The following is a 19,328-nucleotide window of genomic DNA, read 5'->3' on the forward strand; positions in this document are numbered from 1 at the left end:
TGGCATCGCCCGACCCGCTGGTGAAACCGGCGATCGATCCGCAGTACCTCAGCGACGATGCAGGCGCCGATCGGGCGGCGTTGATTGCCGGACTGCAGATGACCGCGCGAATCGCGCAGGCATCCGCGCTGAGCGGGATGCTCAGTGGTATCGCGCGCCCGATCGGCGCCACGAGGCTGGACGAGGAGGCGTTCGGCGCGGCCATCGCCACATGTTCGCAGACGCTCTACCACCCGGTCGGCACGTGCCGCATGGGCAGCGATGACGCCAGCGTGGTCGATCCGCAGTTGCGCGTGCGCGGTGTCGACGGCCTGCGGGTCGCCGACGCCTCGGTGATGCCCGCGATCGTGCGCGGACATACCCACGCCCCCGCCGTGATGATCGGCGAGAAAGCCTCCGACCTGATCCGGGGCGGTTAGCCGCCTGGCTGCGGCCGCGCGTCGCGGGTGGTGCGCGCCAGCACCTCGGGCCCGGTGGTGAGCGCCTTACGCCACGGCGCGACTCCGTCGATCTCGACCTCGATCGTGAAGCTCAGCACCGTACGGATCAGCACGATCATGCCGAGGATGGCGGCGTCGGTCAGCGACGGCTTCGACGTAACCGTCTTGACGATGTCGGCGGCGACCAGCAGCTCGAGGCCGAGCAGAATCGCCCCGCCGATCGCATTGCGCAGGGTCTTGAACGCCCGCGCCCCACCGGTTCGCCGCCACGTCACGGCCGCCAAACCGATCGCATAGCCGGTGCCCAGCACCATCGAGGAAACACCCAACACCTCGAACGCCTGCGTCGCCCGCTCGAAGAACTGCTCCAAGTTCACGCTGCGATCCCCGTCGTCTGGTTGTGCGCAAGACTCTATTACCCGCCGAGGGCACAATGGTCGACGATGACGATGAACGCCAAGCGTCGCCGCGCGCACGACAAGCTGGCTGCGCTGCCAGGCGTGCGACCGGTACGGCGACCTGTGGCGCCGGGCCGAGCTGACGACTTCGATCTGTACTACGTCCGCACCGGTCGCAAGTCGACGAACCCGCTTGTCGTCATCCCCGGCGGCCCCGGGGTGGCATCAATAGCGCTGTATCGAGGCCTGCGCAGGCACGCGGCGGCCCGAGGCCTGGACATGATCATGTTCGATCACCGCGGTGTAGCGATGTCCCGCCATGATGACGACGGCGCCGATCTCCCGCCCGACGCCCTCACCATCGAACAGGCCGTGGCTGACATCGCCGCGGTGCTCGACGACGCGAAGGTGCAGAAGGCGGTGATCTACGGCACCTCCTACGGCACATACCTGGCCGCGGGATTCGGTGTGCGCCATCCGGATCGGGTGCACGCCATGGTCCTCGACTCACCACTGCTGTCGGCATGCGACATCGACATTGCCCGCGAAGAGACCCGCCGCGTCCTGTGGGACGGCGACGAGCCCGATGCCGCCGAACTCGCCCCCAAGGTGCGCAAGCTGGTCGACGACGGAGTGCTGACGCCTGAGGCGGGACAACTCACCGCCTCGATGTACGGCTTTGCAGGACCGGCGTTGCTGACGCGACAACTCGATCTCCTGCTGCAGGGCCGACAGGGTCTGTGGAGCGTGCTCGACCAGGCGTCGCGTTTTCTGTTCGAGCGCAAGGCTCCGTATCGCCACGAGCCAGATCTAGTGGGGCGGATCGGGTTTCGGGAACTGAACTACGGCCCCACCCCGGACGGCAAACCGCTGGACCCCGCCGTCGCGTTTCGTGAATTGGCGCCGCAGCCAATGGAATTCGAGTCCGAGCCCTACGATCTGGCCGCCGAGATGCCGAAGTTCACCTGGCCGACGGTCGTCATCTCCGGTGGCCGCGACCTCGTCACTCCGAGTGCCGTAGCCCAGCAGATCGTCTCGCTGATCCCCGACGCGGTCATGGTCGAGCTGGCAACCGCGGGCCACAGCGTGATCGACTTCCGCGAGCGTGCGGCCCTCGACATCGTCTCGGCCCTCTACGACGGCGAGATCCACACCTTGGCTGCCCGCGCCAAGCAATTCGACGCCGTGCCCGCCAGTTTGGCCCTTCGGATGCTGCTCGGGGCGCTCGTTGCAGCGGCGGCGATCGAATCTGTGCTACCCGCCGTCATTCCGCGCGTCGTGCATCGTGCCACCTCCTGACCGAGTGACGCTGCAGCAAAGATCGCCGATACGGCAGAATGGCTCAGATGACCGACATTCCGCTGGCCATGAACTCTCCAGTACCGCTGCGCGAGTTCATCGTCTCGCCGGGCTTTGCCGGGACGGCCGCAGTCATCGCGGCGCTCATCGTGCTCGTCGCAGCGCTCTACGCCACCCGGCGGGCACGCAAAGGGCTTGACCGTGAGCTCGAGCAGCGCCAGCGCCACCATCAGCAGGCGCACGAGGCCGAACAGCATGCAGCGCTGTCCCGACAGGCCTGGGAGACGCTCAAGTGGCTGGTGGAGACGGCCGGAATTGAGCCTGCCGCCAGTGAAGGCGCCACGCTGGGCCTCGGTCCCGAACTCGCCATGGCGACGCTGCGCGGGCTGTTGCGCGACGCCGAGCGGCTGGGCGACGAGACACTGGCTGATGCCGTCACGGTCTATCAAAGCCAGTTCGCGCTGATTTTGGCCCAACAAAGCGGCCCATTGTCCGAACTCGCCGCCAGCATCCCCGCCACGGGTGGCGGAACGGTGCCGCCGCAGCCGCCCTCGCCGGATGAGCAGACCCCGTCAATCGACGCGAAGCCGCTGCAGGCCAAGCCAACCCAGGCCAACCCATCCCCGGCCGTGTCACCCGGGACCAAGGCGCCAGAGGGTAACCACGCCAAGCCGCCCTCGCCGGCCGAAAGTGCCGCGCCCACAACAGCAATAACTACCGGCGGGCGGCGTCGCAAGCAATGACGACGACCACGCAGCAAATCGCCGAACTGAGTGTTGAGGACTGGGCCGCACTGACCCGTCGCGCAGCAGTGGAGGCGGTGGAGGCCGCGCAGCGGCGCGGAAAGACCCCGCCCGCGGAGCTGGTCGCGGTCGCGGCGCTGACCGAACGTCAGCTCATCGAACGCCGCGCCCGCAACGGCAGTGCGCCGCAGCGGCTTTCACCATTTCAACGGCTTGTCGAGGCCGACCACGCGCGCCGCGTCGCCGAAGCCCGTGCCCGCGACGCCCATCAGGCCAAACTGGACGCCGAAGCGGCTGCCGCCGCGGCGCGAGCCGAAGCAGAAGAGTCTGCCCGAACCGCCGCCGCTGCACGGGCCCAGGCCCGCGCAGCGCAACAACAGGCCGCGCAGCGCGACACCGAACGCACCGCCGAACGGGCCGCCACGGCAGCTGCGCACGAAGGTGGTCTCCAGGAACTGCGCGAAGAGCTCGCGCGGGTCCGCGCCGACGCCGAAGCCGAAATCGCAACGGCTCTCGAGCGTGCCAACGCGGCTGAGACGCGTGCCCAGCAGCGGGCCGCCGAACGCAAAACGGCGGCCGAGGGGGCCGAGCAGGCGATGCAGAAGTGGCGCGCCGAACTCGAGAAGCTCCGCGCTGACACAGACGCCGAGGTGGCGACGGCCCGCGAGCGGGCGGCGGCGGCGGAGGCGCGCGCCGACCAGAGAACCGCCGAACGCACCGCCGCCAGCGAGGCCGCCGAAAAGTCCGCGCAGGAGCTGCGCGGTGACCTCGAACGTGTGCGCGCCGACGCCGAAGCCGAAGTCGCCGCAGCCCGGGGCTGGGCGGCCGGTGAGGCGCAGGCCGCGCGGGACGCTGCCGACGCCGAGATCGCGCGCGCTTACGCCGCAGCCGACGAGGTGGTCCGGCAGGCGCAGGCCAAGGCGGCGCGAACCTTGTCGATGCCGGTTCCGCCCTTCGAGTTCCGTTCGGAGACCGCGTTCATCGAGAACGCCCTTAACGCGCTCCACCAGATCGATTACATGCTCGAGGTCGGCATGGCCAGCGACGATCCCGATGTCCCGCTCGACATCGATCTCATGCAGACCCTGGTCCGAGTGGTCGAAGAGCACGCGAGATATCTGACTGACGAATCACGCGGGGCCACAAGCAGTCTCATGCCAGCAGGCGCCGCCGCAGACTACGCTGAGGCCGCGGAGGATGCGTTCCGCGGCCTCCTTCAGCGGATCGAATCCGTCGTTACACCGCTGGAAGGCCGCTACCGCAGTCCCGATGCCGAAATCGTGAACCTCGTGACATCGATGCTTGCCGACCCGTGGGTGCAACGGGCCCGCCGCAGCGACCCCCAACGTGCCTGACGACGGCTACTTGGTGAACCCGATCTTGGTGTAGTCCAAATCTCCGATGCCTGCCGGGCCGAAGTTCGCCAGGCTGCTGCGTACCGCGACGTTGCCTGGTGACTGATACAACGGCAGGCTGAAGCCGATGCCGAAGATCAGCTTGTCGAGCTCATTGGCTAGCTTCCTGGCCTTCACCGGATCGAGCTCGTTGAACGTCTCTTCGGTCTTCGCGTCGATCTCTGGGCTGCTGATCTTGCCGAAGTTGCTCTCCGCGTTGGTCGTATAGATCTGGTTGAGGCAACACAGCGAGAACGCGTCGCCGACCCAAGTGAACTGGGCAATGTCGAAATCACCCGGGATGATGTAGTTGGTGAAGAACCCGGTGCCGCCCTTAGTGTCGAGTTCGAGCTTGACGCCGATCTGGGCCAGGCTGTTCTGCGCGATCTGGCCCACCTGTTTGGTGGATTCCGCGTCGAAGAGGACGTCGCGGATCACCAACTGGCGTCCCTCCTTCTCGCGGAACTGGCCGTTCATCCGCCAGCCGAGTGCGTCGAGTTCCTGCTTGGCCTTCTCCGGATCGAACGCGACGGCGGCGCTGTTGTCCTGGTAGCCCTCTTGCCCCGCGACGAAGATGTGGTTGTTGAGCGGCACTGGATTGTCCACCAGTCCGCGCTGGGTGACGTTGGCGATCGCCTGCCTGTCAATGCCTTTGGCAATCGCCAGCCGCAGCGCCCTGTCAGACAGAATGGAGCCCGTCGCACCGTTGAACGTGAAGTGGTACCAGCTGGCGCCCGGCGCGCGCCGGATCGAGATGCCGGGGGTGTTGCGCGCGGTGGTCATCTCGGGAAGCGAGGCCACCCCGGTGGCGTCGATGGTGTTGTTCTGTAGCGCGGGGATGCGCGCCTTGTCGTCGAGCACCAGGTAGGTGATGCTGTCCAGCAGCGGGGGCGGCCCCCACCATTTCGGGTTGCGCTTTAACACGATTCGCTGAGCGGTGCGGTCGAGGTCGGTGATCATGAACGGACCCGCGGAGGGGCCGGGGCGGTCGAGCTGAGCCTTGTTGAACACCTCTGGATCGGCGGTCATGCTCTTCGGCAGCAGCATCGTGTTGCCCGCGAACATGCCCCGCCACTCCGAGAAGGGTTTGGCGAAGGTCACAACGGCCTGGCGGTCGTCGACCCCGCGCGTCACTTTCTCGACGCGGTCGGCGCCGTTGGTGGAGGCGATGCGGAAGTCGGAGTTCTTACCGCTGGTCGCGTTGATTTGGGATGCGATGTCCTCCCACGTGATTGGCGTGCCGTCGGTCCACACCGCCTTCGGGTTGATGGTGTAGGTGACGACCTGAGGTGTGGTGCTGGTCAGCTCGACGTTGGTGAAGTAGTCGGTGTTGACCGTCGTTGAGCCGTCCGATGCGACCCGGAACGCGCGGGGCAGGGTGGCGCGCAGCATCGCGCCGGTGTCGGCTTCGTTGCCGTCGATGTGCAGCGAGTTGAAATTGGACGGGTAGCCAGACAGGGCCAGCCGCAGGTTTCCGCCCTGGCGCAGCGTCGCCGGGTCCTGCGGGTTGATGTCGGCGGTCTTGCCCACTTCGGCGTTGCCGCCAGGCGGCGGAGCGCCCTGGTCCCCGCTGGAGCAGGCGGTGATCGTGATACCGGCGGCCACCAGGGCCGCAGCCAAGCGTCGGATCATCATCCGACCGACTCTAGCCGCGGTTCGGTTCTGGTTGCGGGACCGCGGCGAGCAACCTGCGCGTGTATTCATCGCGCGGGTCGGCGAACACCTGCTCGCCCTCACCCTGCTCGACGATCTTGCCCCGGAACATCACCGCCACGTGATGGGCCAGGTGCTTGACCACCGACAGGTCGTGGCTGACGAACAGATAGGCGAGGCCGAAGCGGTCCTGCAGGTCGAGCAGCAGGTTGATGATGCCGGCCTGAATCGATACGTCGAGCGCCGAGACGGGTTCGTCGAGCGCCAGGATCTTCGGCCGCAGGGCCAACGCCCGCGCGATCCCGATACGCTGCTTCTGGCCACCGGAGAATTCGGCGGGATAGCGGCTGGCATCGGCGCGCCGCAGCCCGACGATACCCAACAGCTCGGACACCCGATCATCGATGCGCTTCTTGTCGAAGCCGTTGGCGGCCAAAGGCTCTGCGAGCACCTCGAAGACCGGCAGCCGGGGATCCAGCGATGCGACCGGATCCTGGAACACCACTTGTACGTCTCCGCGCAACGCGCGACGGGCTCGCGCGGTCAACGTCGCCACATCGGCGCCGAGCACCTCGATCGAACCACTTTGGGGCGGAGACAAATCCAAGACCTGGTGCAGGGTCGTCGACTTCCCGGAACCGGATTCACCGACGATGCCAAGCGTGCGGCCCTGCCGAAGCTCGAAGCTGACTCCGTCGACCGCGCGCACCTCGCCGATCCTGCGGCGCAGCACCACGCCCTTGGTCAATTTGTATGTCTTGACCAAGTTTTCGACGCGCAGCACGATTGGTGCATCGGCCGGCGCCTCCTCGGTGTCGCCGGGTGCGGTGGACACCCCGTAGATGTCGGCTGCGCTGCGACCCGCAACCAACTCTGTCCTGATGCACGCCGCGGTGTGATCGGGGCCGACCGGCAGCAGTTCGGGCTCTGCCGCGCGGCAGTCGTCGATCGCCAGTGGGCAGCGCGGCGCGAACGGGCAACCCGGCGGCAGGGATGCCAGCGAAGGCGGAGCGCCAGGGATCGGCACCAGACGCGCCCCCTGTGCGGCATCCAGCCGGGGGACCGACCCCAGAAGCCCTGCGGTGTACGGCATTCGACGGTCGCGGTAGAGTTGGGCGACCGAGGCGACCTCGACGGCGCGCCCGGCGTACATCACCAGCGCGCGGTCGGCGAACTCGGCGACCACTCCGAGGTCGTGGGTGATGATAAGCACGCCGGCGCCGGTCACGTCGCGCGCTGTCTTGAGCACCTCGAGGATCTGCGCCTGCACCGTGACGTCCAGCGCCGTTGTCGGCTCGTCGCAGATCAGCAGGTCGGGGTCGTTGGCGATGGCGATGGCGATGACCACCCGCTGACGTTCACCGCCGGACAACTCGTGCGGGAAGGCTTTGGCCCGTCGATCGGGCTGGGTGATGCCGACGAGTTCCAGCAGCTCTATGGCGCGGGCCTGCGCCGCCCGGCGCGTGGTGCCGCCGTTGTGCACCCGGATGGCCTCGGCGATCTGGTCACCGACGGTGAAAACCGGCGTCAGCGCCGACATCGGGTCCTGGAATACGGTGCCGATGGTCTTGCCGCGCACCTGCGACATCCGCTGATCCGACAGGCCCAGCAGTTCGTCGCCGTGCAGCCGCACGGATCCGCTGACGTCGGCGTACTCGGGTAGGAGACCGACCACCGCCATGGCCCCCGCGGTCTTGCCGGCGCCGGATTCGCCGACCAGGGCGACGACTTCGCGCTTGTCCACGTGGTAGGTCAGCCCGCGAACCGCTGCGACACGTTCGGCGTCGGTCGGGAAGGTGACGGTCAGGTCGCGGACTTCGAGGAGGCTCATGTGCGTTTCCTCCGCAGGGTTCGTGCGCTCGGATCGAGCGCGTCGCGGATCCCGTCGCCGATGAGGTTGGTGCACAAGACGATCAGCACCAGGACGCCGGCGGGGAACAGGAACACCCACGGGAATGTGGTTGCGGCATTGGTGCCGGAGGCGATCAGCGTGCCCAGCGAGACGTCGGGCGGCTGGATACCAAATCCCAAGAAGCTCAATCCGGTTTCACCGATGATCGCCGTGCCGACGTTCAACGCGGTATCGATGATCAACAGGGAGGCGACGTTCGGCAGGATGTGCCGCACGATGATCCGCCAGTTCGGCACGCCCATATACCGTGCAGCGACGACGAATTCGCGTTCCCGCAGGCTCATCGTCATACCGCGCACTATTCGCGAGCTGATCATCCAGCCGAACACCGAGAACAGCAGGATCAACCAGAAAACCCGGTCCGATGAACCCAGCCGCGGCGTGACGATCGCGATGACGATGAAGCTCGGCACCACCAGCAGCAGATCGACCAGCCACATCAGCCGCCGGTCGCGCCAGCCGCCGAAATAGCCGGCGATCGCACCGACCGTCGCGGCCAGGATCGTCGAGATGAGCGCCACGCAGATCCCGATCAGCATCGACTTCTGCATGCCGCGCAGCGTCAGCGCCAGTAGGTCCTGGCCCAGCGCGTTGGTGCCGAACCAGTGACGCGGACTCGGCGGTTGCTGCAACGCGTAGTAATCCAGGTCGGTATAGCTGTAGGGCAGCAGCGGGGGCAGCGCGTAGCAGCCGACAAAAAACACGACCAGCAACACCAGGGACGCGACCGCGGGCTTGTTGCGTAAGAACCTGCGCCAGACCAGCGTTCGCCGGGACGCGAACTCTCCGGCGTCCAAACCGGACTTAGCCGCGGTCGCACTGTCGGTGGTGACGGGCTCGGTCATGTCACCCGCACCCTCGGATCAAGCGCGGCGTAGATGACGTCGGAAAGCAGCCCGGCTAACAGCACTGCAGCGCCGGTGAACACCGTCACCGCGGCGATGATGTTGGTGTCCTGGGTCGCGATGCCGGCCACCACCCACTCGCCCATGCCGTGCCAGCCGAAGATCTTCTCGGTGAACACCGCGCCGGTCACCAATCCGCTGATGCCGTAGGCGAACAGCGTCGCCATCGGGATCAGCGCGGTGCGCAGGCCGTGTTTGAACAGCGCCTGTCGTCGCGTGAGTCCCTTGGCCCGCGCTGTGCGGATGAAATCCTGGCCGAGCACGTCGAGCATCGCATTGCGTTGATAGCGGCTGTATCCCGCCATCCCCATCAGCGCGAGCGTGAACGTCGGCAACACCAGATGCTGGAGGCGGTCGACGAATTGATTCCATCCACCGCCGACCGCATCGGGTGACGTCTCGCCGATGTACTCGAACAACTGAACGCCGACAAGCGAATTCACCCGGTTGGCGCCGAGGATCAACAGGTTCGCGATGACAAACACCGGTGTGCTCAACAACAGCAGGGACGACACCGTGATGACGCGGTCGCTCAGCCGGTATTGCCGAATGGCTCCCCACGCGCCGATGACGACACCGATGACCGTGCCGAGCACCGCGCCGATGATCAGCAGACGCAGGCTCACCCCCACCCGTCGGCCCAATTCGTCGGAGATGGGTTGGCCGGTCACCGTGGTGCCGAAGTCGCCGCGCACAGCGCCCGACACCCACCGCACGTAGCGGATCGGAATCGGCCGGTCCAGGTTGAGCTCGGCGGCCTTGGCTTCGATCACCTCGCGGGGCGGCCGGGGGTTGCGCGACTCCAGGCTGTCTAGCGGCTTGAACGACAACGAGGTCAGCGTGAACGTCAGGAAGGACGCCAGGATCAGCAGCACGACGTAGTTGAGCAGGCGCCGCGTCAGGAAGCGCGTCATCGGCGGGCTCCCACGGCAGGCATGCGCAACAGGGTATGAGATGCCTGCCGGTGCCGCCGTGAAGCCGTCGGTGGCGCGTGCCTGGCGACTTCCCACCCCGTTTTAAGCCTGACTACAGAAAGCGGGCGTTCACTGGTTAGTACCTGCACTTTCACGGTTCGCCGGGCCGGAACGGCGGCCAGGAAACGGAGTGTGATCATGAACTCAACAAACCGGAACACGGTCAAGCTGGTGGGCGCCGCGGTGGGCGGCGGCGCGCTGGTGACGATGGGTGCGCTGACGATGAGCCTGCACCAGCAACCGTCCGACACCCATTCCGTCGCGGCGGGCCATATGACGCTCGCCGCGACCTCGACCGCCTCTGGCAAGGCCAACACCGTCGAGGCCACCTCGATGGCCGTCCCGTCCATCAAGGGGCCTGCACCCCTGCCCAAGGAGGAGGCGGCCGCGCAGTAGCGGTACTGCCTCTGCGCTGACGTTTTGGTCCTGACCCCTCCGGTTACCCGGTATGACAGAGGGGTCGTCGGCGATCCCTCTGTGCACCCTGTTCGACCAGATACCGAATCGGAGTGGTCAGAGGTGATCATGAATTCCAAGAAGTTCAAGCTGGCGTCGGCGGCCGTGGGGGCGAGCGCGGTCGTGGCGATGGGAGCCTTGACGGTTGCGCTGAGCGGTGAAGTCACCGGCTCAGCGAGCGTGGTGTCCGAACCGAGAATGACCCTGGGCGAGACGAGCACTGTCGAGAAGGCGGCGAAGAGCCCAGAGACTTCAGTCGCGGTGCCAGAGGTGACCGCCGAGCCGCCGGAGGGCTTCGGCCCGTAAGGCTCAGTTCCGGTGCGGCGGGCCCTCACCGATGCTGTTGAGGGTCACCGTCGCGCCCATGCGGGTGGCTTCGACGCTCACCGTCTCATCGGGTTTTGCCGCGGAGCCGGCGGTGCCCGGCGCCAACGCGTAGATCTGGGTGTAGCCGTCGTCGCTTCGTACCACGATCGACGACGGAGTGACCTCGTCGACCGTGCCCGTCTGGGTTAGTTTGGTGCTGAATCCACCATGGCCGTCGGCGACCACGTACTCGCCGTGAACGGCGCCTGAAGGCTTCGGCTGCGCGTCCGGCGGTGGCGGCGGGCCGCCTTGGCCCGGACCGTGCATCGGGCCGCCCCTCATCCCGGTCATGGAGTGCGCCGACCCTTCTGTCGCCGCGTAGATCGCCGCGCCGCCGACGCCGCCGATTGCCGCGGCCACGGCAACGGCCGCCAAGGTCTTACGGGCGCCCCAGCGGTCGCTTGGGGAAATGTCTGCGTTTTCCGATGTCACGCGACCACTGTGCAGCGGTTCCATGTGCGTACGCTGTGAGCGACGTCGGTGTCGCACCGGCGACCGATTCTCACAGCCGGCCCACAGAAATGGCACAGTGTGCGCTCACGCCGGGTGCTGATAATGGTCTGTCGTGGCCGTCCGAACAGGATCTGTGTGAACGCGAACGAATCTGACCGCGTGGTGATGCGCCGCGCCGACGGCAAGCCGATCAACGTCCTGGTCGTCGACGATGAACCCGTCCTCGCGGAGTTGGTTTCGATGGCGCTTCGCTACGAAGGCTGGGACATCCAGACGGCGGGTGACGGCGCAACCGCGATCGCGCTGGCCAAAGAGAATCCGCCCGATGTGGTCGTCCTCGACGTGATGCTGCCCGACATGAGCGGCCTCGACGTATTGCGCAGACTGCGCGAACGCATACCGCACCTGCCGCTGCTGCTGCTGACCGCGAAGGATTCCGTCGAGGACCGCATCGCGGGGTTGACCGCAGGCGGCGACGACTACGTCACCAAGCCGTTCAGCCTCGAAGAGGTGGTACTGCGATTGCGTGCGCTGCTACGACGGACCGGCGTGGCCAGCGAGACCGGCGGCGCCAAGATCGTCGTCGGTGATCTGTCCCTCGACGAGGACAGCCATGAGGTGACGCGCGCCGGTGAACCGATTTCGTTGACCGCCACCGAGTTCGAGCTGTTGCGCTTCATGATGAGGAACTCGAAACGCGTGCTGTCCAAGGCACAGATCCTCGACCGCGTGTGGAGCTACGACTTCGGCGGGCGATCCAACATCGTCGAGCTGTACGTGTCCTATCTACGCAAGAAGATCGACAGCGGACGCGAGCCGATGATCCACACGTTGCGCGGTGCCGGGTATGTCCTCAAGCCCGCCCGTTGACCGGCCGGGGCTGCTGACCCGGATCCGTTCTCCCCGCACCTGGTCGCTGCGAGCGCGGCTGCTGGTCACACAGGTCGTGCTGCTCGCGGTCGTGTGTGCCGGCATCGGGATCGCGACCGAGTTTGCGCTGCAACGGTTTTTGATGCACCAGCTGGATCAGCAGGTGATCGAGGCCGGTCGCCGCTCCGCTGCGATATTCGCGTTCGGGCCTCCGCCGCCGCCGGGGTTCCGGCCGCCGCGAGGCATGCCCGGGCCACCGTTCGACGTGCCGACCGATCGGCCGAGACGCATCGTCATCCGTGAGGACGAGGGCCCCGGCCCGGAATTCCTCAACGCGCCGGGGCAGGCCGCCCGGATGGTGGGTGCCGTTATCGCCCAGGGCGTGTCGGTCGACGCAGGCGTCATCACCGCCGACGGTGCCCGATCCGAAATCAGTTCCACCGCAATGCAACAATTGGCCAAGATCGCGCCCAGCCACACCCCGAAGACGGTGGATCTCGATGGCCTGGGTCGCTACCGGCTGGTGGGCAACCACTCGCACGGTCCGGAGGAGACGATCGTGGTCGGCCTGCCCACCTCCGACGTCGACGACACGCTGCTGTGGGTCCTGGTGATGTTCTGCATCGTCGGTGTCGTCGCGCTTATCGCCGCGGCGACCGCGGGCATTCTGCTAATCCGCCGCCAATTCCGGCCGCTGTCAGAGGTTTCCGCCGCCGCACGGCAGGTGGCTGACCTCGAACTCGACCGCGGCGAGGTTCGTCTGCCGACCCCGATCGTCAAGGTCGATCCGGCCAGCGTGCACACCGAGATCGGCCAGCTCGGCTCGGCGCTCAACCGCATGCTCGACCGCATCGCAGGGGCGTTGTCGGCGCGGCACGCCAGCGAGATGCGGGTCCGTCAGTTCGTCGCCGACGCCAGCCACGAACTGCGCACTCCACTGGCAGCGATTCGGGGTTACACCGAGCTGGCGCAACGCAAAACCGACGAGCTGCCCGACGATGTCTCGCACGCGATGAGCAGGGTCGAATCCGAGACCGAACGCATGACCCACCTGGTCGAGGACATGCTGCTGCTCGCGCGCCTCGACACCGGGCGGCCGTTGCAACGCGAACAGGTCGACCTGACCCGCCTTGTCGTCGATGCGGCGAGCGACGCCCACATTGCCGGGCCCGACCACCGCTGGGCGCTGGACCTGCCGGAGGAGCCGGTGGTGGTCAGGGGCGACGAGGCCCGGCTGCACCAGGTGCTGGCCAACCTGCTGGCCAATGCGCGCACGCACACCCCGCCGGGGACATTGGTGACCACGGCGTTGGCGGCAGCCGACGACCACGCGGTCCTCACCGTCACAGACGAGGGGCCGGGAATCCCGGTGTGGTTGCAGCCCGAGGTGTTCGAGCGGTTCGCCCGCGGCGACTCGTCGCGCTCCCGTCGTGAGGGCAGCACCGGCCTGGGGCTGGCCATCGTCGCCGCCGTCGTCCGAGCACACCACGGCACCATCGACGTGCACAGCATGCCGGGCAACACCGAATTCGTGGTGAAACTCCCGATCGATTCACAGCCAAGCCACAGCGGCGGCAAAACCGGCGCCTAGTCCGCCCGCCGAAGATTGCGTCAGTGACCCTCGCCCTTGACGCCCCGCCTTCTCCTGCCGAGCAGACGCAAATGCAGGCGACACGCCGCCAAAGTCGATGCGTTTCCGTCTGCTCGCGGGTGGCATTCGGTGCGCTTCTGGTCGGCACCGCCGTGCTGTACCTGTGGAACCTGTCGGCCAGCGGATGGGCGAACAGTTTCTACTCGGCGGCCGCGCAGGCGGGCGCAAGCAACTGGACGGCGATGCTGTTCGGCTCGAGCGACGCGGCGAACGCCATCACCGTCGACAAGACACCCGCCTCGCTGTGGATCATTGATCTGTCGGTGCGGATTTTCGGGCTGAGCCCATGGAGTGTGCTGGCGCCGCAGGCGCTCGAAGGCGTGGCCGCGGTTGCGCTGCTCTACGCCGCGGTGCGACGGGTCAGCGGGCCCGGCGCTGCGCTGCTCGCTGGTGTGGTTCTGGCGCTGACACCGGCGGCCGCGCTGATGTTCCGGTTCAACAATCCCGACGCGCTGCTGGTGCTGGCGCTCGTGGCCGGGGTGTACTGCACGCAGCGCGCATGCGAAAAAGACGCCAGCCGTTGGTGGTTGGTCGCGGCGGGAGCCGCGGTCGGCCTCGGTTTTCTCGCCAAGATGCTGCAGGCCTTCCTGGTGCTGCCGGGCTTTGTCGCGGCCTACGTGGCGACCGGGAGCCGCTCGGTGCGTCGCCGGCTGGTCGACATGACCGCACTGGTCGCCGCGATGGTGCTCTCGGGCGGGTGGTATCTGCTTCTCGTTGAGCTGTGGCCGTCGCAGTCCCGGCCGTACATCGGCGGGTCGCAGCACAACAGCATCGTGGAACTGGCGTTGGGCTACAACGGGATCGGCAGGCTGACGGGTGATGAGCCCGGCGGCCTCGGCAATCTGAACTTCGACGTCGGCTGGGCACGGTTGTTCGGGCACAGCATGGGCGGCCACATCGCGTGGCTGATGCCCGCCGCCCTCATCTGCCTCGGCGCGATCATCGTCATCACCCGACGGGTACCGCGCACCGACCCGGTCCGCGCCGCGACGCTCATTTGGGGCGGCTGGCTGCTGGTGACCGCGGTGGTGTTCAGCTTCATGAACGGGATCGTGCACCCCTACTACACGGTGGCGCTCGCACCCGCCGTCGCCGCGATGGTGGGCATCGGGGCGATGCTGTTGTGGCAGAACCGTTCCGAGCTACCGGCCGCGACCGCGTTGGCAGGTGCCGTGGTAGTCACGTCGGTCCTGGCCTGCGTGCTGCTCGCCCGCAGCGACGGCTGGCTGCCCTGGCTGCGCGCCGTCATCGCGGTCGGGGGAGTGGCGGCCGCAGTGCTGCTGCTCGTCGCGGGCCGGCTGAACGCCACGCCGGCACGGGCAGTGGCCTGCCTGGGCGTGCTGGCTTGTCTTGCCGGGCCCGCGGCGTATTCGGTTGCGACCGCGGCCAGTCCGCATGTCGGGGCGATACCGTCGGTGGGTCCTGCGGGCCATGGATCCGGTCCACCAGGTGGGCTCTTGAACGCGCCCACTCCGGGTCCTCGACTGACTTCCACGCTGGCAGCCGACGCCGGCCAATTCACCTGGGCCGCCGCGGCATTGGGCTCGAACAATGCGGCGGGCTACCAACTGGCAAGCGGCGTACCGGTGATGGCCGTCGGCGGTTTCAACGGCACCGATCCGTCGCCGACGCTGCGGGAATTTCAGCGTCTGGTCGCCGATAAGAAAATCCACTACTTCATCGGCGGCCGGGTGATGTTCGGTCGCTGGGGATCCTCCGGCAGCGGCGAGGCCGAGACCATCGCCGACTGGGTGGAGACCCACTTCAGCCCGACGACAGTGGACCGTGCGGTCATCTACGACCTGACCCAGCCGCCGAAGAACTCATAGCTCAGACATAGCTTCACCCAACAGCGTGGACAGGCTGCAGACCAACGATGGAAGACATGACCGACACCGCACTCGAACCCGACACCAGCATCGGCAGACGCGCCCGTTTTGAAGCACGGCCCAACGCCGCCATTGCAGCAAGGGCTGCCGGCGTGCCCGTGCTGGACGTGGTGATCCCGGTTTACAACGAACAAGCCGCGCTCGCGGATTCGGTGTACCGGTTGCACCGCCATCTGCGCGACCAGTTCCCGTTCCCGGCGCGCATCACAATCGCCGACAACGCCAGCGTCGACGACACGCCCCGCATTGCGCGCGAACTGGCCGCCGAACTCGACGGCGTGCGCGTTGTTCGCCTGGAGGAGAAGGGCCGCGGCCGCGCGCTGCGTGCGGTCTGGTCGACCTCCGACGCGCCCGTGCTCGCTTACATGGACGTCGACCTCTCCACCGATCTGGCCGCGCTGGCCCCGCTCGTCGCGCCGCTGATCTCGGGCCATTCGGACATCGCCATCGGAACGCGGCTCGGCCGCGGCGCCCGCGTCGTTCGCGGCCCCAAGCGCGAGATCATCTCGCGCTGCTACAACCTGATTCTCAAGTCGACGCTCGCGACGGGGTTCTCTGACGCGCAATGCGGTTTCAAGGCCGTGCGCGCCGATGTGGCGCAGCGCCTCCTCCCGCACATCGCCGACACCAGCTGGTTTTTCGACACCGAGCTGCTGGTGCTCGCCGAGCGCACGGGTCTGCGCATCCACGAAGTGCCCGTCGATTGGGTCGATGACCCCGACAGCCGCGTCGACATCGTCGCGACGGCCACCGCCGACCTCAAGGGCATCGCCCGGCTGCTGCGCGGCTTCGCCAACGGATCGATACCCGTGCACATGCTCGCGGCCCAGCTCGGCTCGTCGCGCGCTGCCGCCGCGCCGGGCTCGCTGATGCGCCAGACGGTGCGGTTCGCAACCGTCGGGATCGTGTCGACTGTCGCCTACCTGATGCTGTTCATGGCGATCCACGGCTGGCTGGGTGCGCAGGTGGCCAACCTCATCGCGCTGCTCGTCACCGCGATTGGTAACACGGCCGCCAACCGGCGCTTCACGTTCGGGGTGGCCGGCCGCAGCCGCGTGGCGCGCCACCATGTCGAAGGCCTGATCGTCTTCGGCATCGCGCTCGCGATCACCAGCGGCTCTCTGGCCGCGCTGCACGCCCTCGTACCCGCGCCGGGCCGGTACGTCGACGCCATCGTGGTCGTCGCGGCCAATCTGCTGGCCACCGTGGTGCGGTTCGTGCTGCTCCGTGGCTGGGTGTTCCATCCGCGCCGGAACCGATGACTGACTCGAAACACAAAGGAAATCAAGCGATGACGCTCACTGCTGATCCGGACACGACGGCCTCGGCGGCGCCCGACGAGGACCGCAACGACCGACCCCGCTGGGTGACGCCGGCCCTGCTGGTTCTGTTGCTCGCGACCGCGGTGCTATATCTGTGGGGGCTCGGGTCGTCGGGATGGGCCAACAGTTACTACGCCGCCGCCGCACAGGCCGGGACGCAGGATCTGATGGCGTGGTTGTTCGGATCCCACGACGCGGGCAACGCGATCACGGTCGACAAGCCACCCGCCGCCATGTGGGTGATGGCGCTGTCCGGTCGGCTGTTCGGCTTCAACGCTTTCACCATGCTGCTGCCCCAGGCCCTGATGGGGGTCGGCGCGGTCGCGCTGCTGTATGGCGCGGTCAAACGCACCAGTGGTCCGGCTGCAGGGCTGATGGCCGGTGCCGCGCTGGCGCTGACGCCCGTGGCGGCCCTGATGTTCCGGTTCAACAATCCCGACGCGTTGCTGGTCCTGCTGCTGGTGGCGGCCGCGTACTTCGTGGTGCGGGCCACCGAGACGGCCAGCACGAAGTGGATGGCGTTGGCCGGCTGCGCGATTGGCTTCGCGTTCCTGACCAAGATGCTTCAGGCGTTCCTGGTGGCGCCCGGTCTGGCGTTGGCGTTTCTGGTGGCCGCGCCCGTCGGCCTGTGGCAGCGAATCTGGAAGCTGTTGGTCGGTGCCGGTGCGCTGATCGTGTCCGCGGGCTGGTACGTCGCGTTGGTCAGCCTGTGGCCCGCATCGTCGCGGCCCTACATCGGCGGCTCGACGGACAACAGCCTGCTGCAGTTGGCGTTCGGCTACAACGGAATTCAGCGTATTGCCGGTGGCGGCCACGGCGGCGGCGGCCACTTCGAGCCGCCCGCCGGTGAACCCGGCGGCCCGGGTGGGACGGGCAACATCTTCTTCGGCGGCACACCCGGCATCGGCCGCATGTTCGGCATGTCGTTCGGCACCGAGGCGTCGTGGCTGTTGCCCGCCGCGCTGATTGGCCTGATCGCGGGATTGTGGTTGACGCGCAAGGCCGCCCGCACCGATCGCGTCCGCGCGAGCCTGCTGCTGTGGGGTGGTTGGCTGTTGGTGACCGCCGCGGTGTTCAGCTTCATGGACGGCACCATCCACCCGTACTACACGGTGGCCCTCGCGCCGGCCATCGCCGCACTGGTCGGTATTGCCGTGCGTGAGCTGTGGCGGGTGCGGGGAAGGCTGAGCGCCCGCGTCGTGCTGGCGGTGATGGCGGCGGGTACCGGTGTGTGGGCATTCGTCCTGCTGGACCGCACCCCCGACTGGCTGCCGGCGCTGCGCTGGATCGTGCTGGCCGGATCGGTGGTGGTGGCGGTGCTGCTGGTCGTCGGCAGGCGGTGGCGCGGTCGTGCGGTCGCCGGGTTAGCGGCGGCGGCAATCCTTTTCGGGTCGGCTGCACCGGCTGCCTACGCCATCGAAACGGTCGCGACCGCCCACAACGGGCCGATATCGACGTCGGGTCCGAGCAAGGGCGATATGTTCGGTCCGCCGGGACAAGGCGGCCCAGACGGGCGAGGCGGACCGGGCGGACGCGGCAATCCGGACCGGATCGCCGACAACCCGGCGCTGGCCGAGTTGGTGACGGGCCTGGACAACCGTTGGGCCGCAGCCACTATCGGCTCGATGGGCGCCAGCGATCTGGAGCTCAAGACGGGCGCGTCGGTCATGGCGATCGGCGGGTTCACCGGCAGCGACGACTCGCCGACGCTGGCGCAGTTCAAGGACTACGTCGCCCGCCATGAGGTGCGGTACTTCATCGCGAGCGAACGCTTCGGCCCGCCGGGACACCGCGACTCCGGTGCTTCCGCCGAGATCACGGAATGGGTGAAGGCCAATTTCCGGTCTGCCGATGTCGGCGGGGCCACCGTCTACGACCTCACGGCGCCCAAGTAGCTCGCGGCAGCCAGCCCATCCGATCGCCGTGATTCTGACCCGTGGCAAACCCGCCGCGTGTTGTTATCGTCTCGACGTTTGCGCGATCCACCAAGGAGGTCGGGATGACGGTGACAGACGAGTACCTGAAAAACAATGAGGAGTATGCGAAGAACTTCTCGGGTCCGCTGCCGCTGCCGCCGAGCAAGCATGTGGCCGTCGTCGCGTGCATGGACGCCCGGTTGGACGTCTACCGGATCCTCGGCTTGAAAGAGGGCGAGGCCCACGTGATCCGCAACGCCGGCGGCGTCGTCACCGACGACGAGATCCGTTCGCTTGCGATCAGCCAGCGGTTGCTGGGCACCAAGGAGATCATCCTCATCCATCACACCGACTGCGGAATGTTGACGTTCACCGACGACGACTTCAAGCGGTCCATTCAGGACGAGGTCGGGATCAAGCCCGAATGGGCCGCCGAGGCGTTTGCCGACCTCGACGAGGACGTGCGCCAGTCCATCCGCCGGATCGAGGCCAGCCCGTTCGTCACTAAACACGAGTCGCTGCGTGGGTTCGTCTTCGACGTCGCCACGGGCAAGCTCAAGGAGGTCACCCCGTAGCGGGTTGGGCGTGATTTCCCGCGCTGAGCGCCGGTTATCACGCCCAAATCGCTCCATCACTCGTTGACAGCCCAGGCCAGGCCTGGTTTCATAGTCTCAATTGCTCATAAAG

Annotated in this window: 18 protein-coding genes; 12 read left to right on the plus strand and 6 right to left on the minus strand. The window is 67.3% G+C overall.

Annotation, left to right across the window (positions count from 1 at the left end):
• On the plus strand, positions 1-419 hold a 419-nt coding region (locus A5651_RS07795), incomplete at its 5' end, for a GMC oxidoreductase (protein WP_231988610.1).
• Here the strand turns inward: A5651_RS07795 and A5651_RS07800 are convergent.
• Positions 416-817 (minus strand): DUF1622 domain-containing protein, encoded by a 402-nt coding sequence (locus tag A5651_RS07800; RefSeq protein WP_066977812.1) that lies wholly within the window; start codon positions 815-817, stop codon positions 416-418. The two genes, A5651_RS07795 and A5651_RS07800, sit on opposite strands and share 4 nt — an antisense overlap.
• A gap of 66 nt (positions 818-883) precedes the next feature.
• On the opposite strand from A5651_RS07800, the gene A5651_RS07805 reads away from it, so the two are divergent.
• From A5651_RS07805 to A5651_RS07815, 3 genes are read left to right on the plus strand one after another with little or no spacing between them, the layout of a single operon-like run.
• Positions 884-2,137, plus strand: coding sequence for an alpha/beta fold hydrolase (locus A5651_RS07805; protein ID WP_066977815.1), 1,254 nt, complete (start codon positions 884-886; stop codon positions 2,135-2,137).
• 47 nt (positions 2,138-2,184) lie between these two features.
• Complete coding sequence (locus tag A5651_RS07810) at positions 2,185-2,880, plus strand: hypothetical protein (RefSeq protein ID WP_066977818.1); 696 nt, start codon at positions 2,185-2,187, stop codon at positions 2,878-2,880.
• Positions 2,877-4,235, plus strand: coding sequence for a hypothetical protein (locus A5651_RS07815; RefSeq protein WP_066977821.1), 1,359 nt, complete (start codon positions 2,877-2,879; stop codon positions 4,233-4,235). Before A5651_RS07810 ends, A5651_RS07815 begins: the two co-directional genes overlap by 4 nt.
• A gap of 6 nt (positions 4,236-4,241) precedes the next feature.
• On the opposite strand, the gene A5651_RS07820 is transcribed toward A5651_RS07815, so the two are convergent.
• From A5651_RS07820 to A5651_RS07835, 4 genes are read right to left on the minus strand one after another with little or no spacing between them, the layout of a single operon-like run.
• Positions 4,242-5,909: an ABC transporter family substrate-binding protein gene (locus tag A5651_RS07820; RefSeq protein WP_066977824.1), complete on the minus strand. Its 1,668-nt coding sequence runs from the start codon at positions 5,907-5,909 to the stop codon at positions 4,242-4,244.
• 10 nt (positions 5,910-5,919) lie between these two features.
• Positions 5,920-7,758, minus strand: coding sequence for an ABC transporter ATP-binding protein (locus A5651_RS07825; protein WP_066977827.1), 1,839 nt, complete (start codon positions 7,756-7,758; stop codon positions 5,920-5,922).
• Positions 7,755-8,684 (minus strand): ABC transporter permease, encoded by a 930-nt coding sequence (locus A5651_RS07830; protein WP_066977830.1) that lies wholly within the window; start codon positions 8,682-8,684, stop codon positions 7,755-7,757. Before A5651_RS07830 ends, A5651_RS07825 begins: the two co-directional genes overlap by 4 nt.
• Positions 8,681-9,658 (minus strand): ABC transporter permease, encoded by a 978-nt coding sequence (locus tag A5651_RS07835; RefSeq protein WP_066977833.1) that lies wholly within the window; start codon positions 9,656-9,658, stop codon positions 8,681-8,683. Before A5651_RS07835 ends, A5651_RS07830 begins: the two co-directional genes overlap by 4 nt.
• Before the next feature lie 198 nt (positions 9,659-9,856).
• Between A5651_RS07835 and A5651_RS07840 the strand changes: the two genes are divergently transcribed.
• Both A5651_RS07840 and A5651_RS07845 read left to right on the plus strand, forming a co-directional pair.
• Positions 9,857-10,114, plus strand: a complete 258-nt coding sequence (locus A5651_RS07840; RefSeq protein WP_066977904.1) for a hypothetical protein — start codon at positions 9,857-9,859, stop codon at positions 10,112-10,114.
• A gap of 129 nt (positions 10,115-10,243) precedes the next feature.
• Complete coding sequence (locus A5651_RS07845) at positions 10,244-10,480, plus strand: hypothetical protein (protein ID WP_066977907.1); 237 nt, start codon at positions 10,244-10,246, stop codon at positions 10,478-10,480.
• Positions 10,481-10,483: 3 nt separating this feature from the next.
• Here A5651_RS07845 and A5651_RS07850 read toward each other — a convergent pair whose 3' ends face one another.
• Entirely contained in the window at positions 10,484-10,972 is a 489-nt protein-coding gene (locus A5651_RS07850; protein ID WP_231988611.1) for a hypothetical protein, read from the minus strand.
• A 186-nt stretch (positions 10,973-11,158) separates the two neighbouring features.
• Here A5651_RS07850 and A5651_RS07855 point away from each other — a divergent pair, with 186 nt between their 5' ends.
• From A5651_RS07855 to A5651_RS07880, 6 genes are all read left to right on the plus strand, one after another.
• Positions 11,159-11,863, plus strand: a complete 705-nt coding sequence (locus tag A5651_RS07855; RefSeq protein ID WP_066977913.1) for a response regulator transcription factor — start codon at positions 11,159-11,161, stop codon at positions 11,861-11,863.
• Positions 11,841-13,454 carry a cell wall metabolism sensor histidine kinase WalK gene (locus A5651_RS07860; RefSeq protein ID WP_066977916.1) on the plus strand — a complete coding sequence of 538 codons (1,614 nt, stop codon included), beginning with the start codon at positions 11,841-11,843 and terminating at the stop codon, positions 13,452-13,454. The genes A5651_RS07855 and A5651_RS07860 overlap by 23 nt, the downstream gene beginning before the upstream one ends.
• Before the next feature lie 71 nt (positions 13,455-13,525).
• The gene (locus tag A5651_RS07865) at positions 13,526-15,343 is read left to right on the plus strand and encodes a glycosyltransferase family 39 protein (protein WP_066977835.1); all 1,818 of its coding nucleotides are present in this window, start codon (positions 13,526-13,528) and stop codon (positions 15,341-15,343) included.
• A 56-nt stretch (positions 15,344-15,399) separates the two neighbouring features.
• On the plus strand, positions 15,400-16,665 hold the full coding sequence (locus tag A5651_RS07870) for a bifunctional glycosyltransferase family 2/GtrA family protein (RefSeq protein WP_156662712.1): 1,266 nt from the start codon (positions 15,400-15,402) through the stop codon (positions 16,663-16,665).
• Between the two features lie 29 nt (positions 16,666-16,694).
• On the plus strand, positions 16,695-18,620 hold the full coding sequence (locus A5651_RS07875) for a glycosyltransferase family 39 protein (protein WP_066977841.1): 1,926 nt from the start codon (positions 16,695-16,697) through the stop codon (positions 18,618-18,620).
• A 104-nt stretch (positions 18,621-18,724) separates the two neighbouring features.
• On the plus strand, positions 18,725-19,216 hold the full coding sequence (locus A5651_RS07880) for a carbonic anhydrase (RefSeq protein ID WP_066977844.1): 492 nt from the start codon (positions 18,725-18,727) through the stop codon (positions 19,214-19,216).
• Positions 19,217-19,328: the final 112 nt, after the last annotated feature.

The organism is Mycobacterium sp. 1274761.0, assembly GCF_001668615.1.
Taxonomy (GTDB): Bacteria; Actinomycetota; Actinomycetes; order Mycobacteriales; family Mycobacteriaceae; genus Mycobacterium.